This window comes from Bacillus sp. HY001 (assembly GCF_007558965.1).
Lineage (GTDB): Bacteria > Bacillota > Bacilli > Bacillales > Bacillaceae_G > Bacillus_A > Bacillus_A mobilis.
In genome coordinates this window covers 1-935 of record NZ_VLTE01000306.1, presented here as the reverse complement: position 1 = coordinate 935, position 935 = coordinate 1, and the positions used below count along the sequence as shown (strand labels likewise).

At 39.3% G+C, this 935-nt stretch carries 2 protein-coding genes; both read left to right on the top strand.

Annotated elements, in window-relative coordinates:
* A partial coding sequence (locus FOT98_RS31465) for a zinc-binding dehydrogenase (RefSeq protein ID WP_144291272.1) occupies positions 1 to 654 on the top strand: 654 nt, incomplete at its 5' end.
* Positions 655 to 658: 4 nt separating this feature from the next.
* The coding region (locus FOT98_RS31460; protein WP_260851160.1) for an alpha/beta hydrolase-fold protein at positions 659 to 935 on the top strand (277 nt) is incomplete at its 3' end.

Genomic DNA, 935 nt, shown 5'->3' with positions numbered 1-935 from the left:
ATCGACGAAAATGCTCCGTTAGATAAAGTTGCCTTATTAGGTTGTGGTGTGACTACAGGTATTGGTGCGGTACACAACACTGCAAAAGTGGAAGAAGGAGCTGTGGCAGCGGTATTTGGTTTAGGAGCGATTGGATTAGCCGCTATTCAAGGACTGGTTCAAGCGAAAGCAAGCCGAATTATCGCAGTTGATCTAAATCCCGAAAAATGGGAACTAGCTAAAAAAATGGGAGCGACTGATTTTGTGAATCCTGCGGATTATGATCGCCCAATTCAGGAAGTTATAGTCGAAATGACAGATGGAGGCGTGGATTATAGCTTCGAGTGTATTGGTAATGTTGAAGTAATGAAGTCCGCTCTTGAAGCATGTCATAAGGGTTGGGGTGAAAGTATTATTATCGGTGTAGCTGGTGCTGGTAAAGAGATTCATACCCGTCCATTCCAATTAGTAACAGGCCGAGTATGGCGTGGGTCAGCCTTTGGTGGGGTTAAGGGAAGATCTGAGCTTCCAAAAATGGTTGAAGATTATATGGAGGGTGATATTGATTTAGATTCGTTTATTACTCATCATTTAGAATTCAAAGACATCAATGAGGCATTTGATTTATTACACAAAGGTGAATCCATTCGTACGATTTTAACATATGGAGAGTGAGATAATGAGTCTTAAATGTATTGAACAACATCGTTCTTTTGAAGGAGAGCAACGTAAATATAGTCATTATTCAAAAGTTTTGCAATGTGATATGAAATTTAGTATCTACTTACCATCAAATAAAGAAAAGAAAAAAATCCCGCTTATATGGTGGTTATCTGGTTTAACTTGTACAGATGATAATTTTAGTCAAAAAAGTGGATTCCAACGTTTGGCTGAAAAGCATCAAGTTGCAGTAATCATGCCAGATACTTCACCGCGTGGAGAACACGTTTCAGATG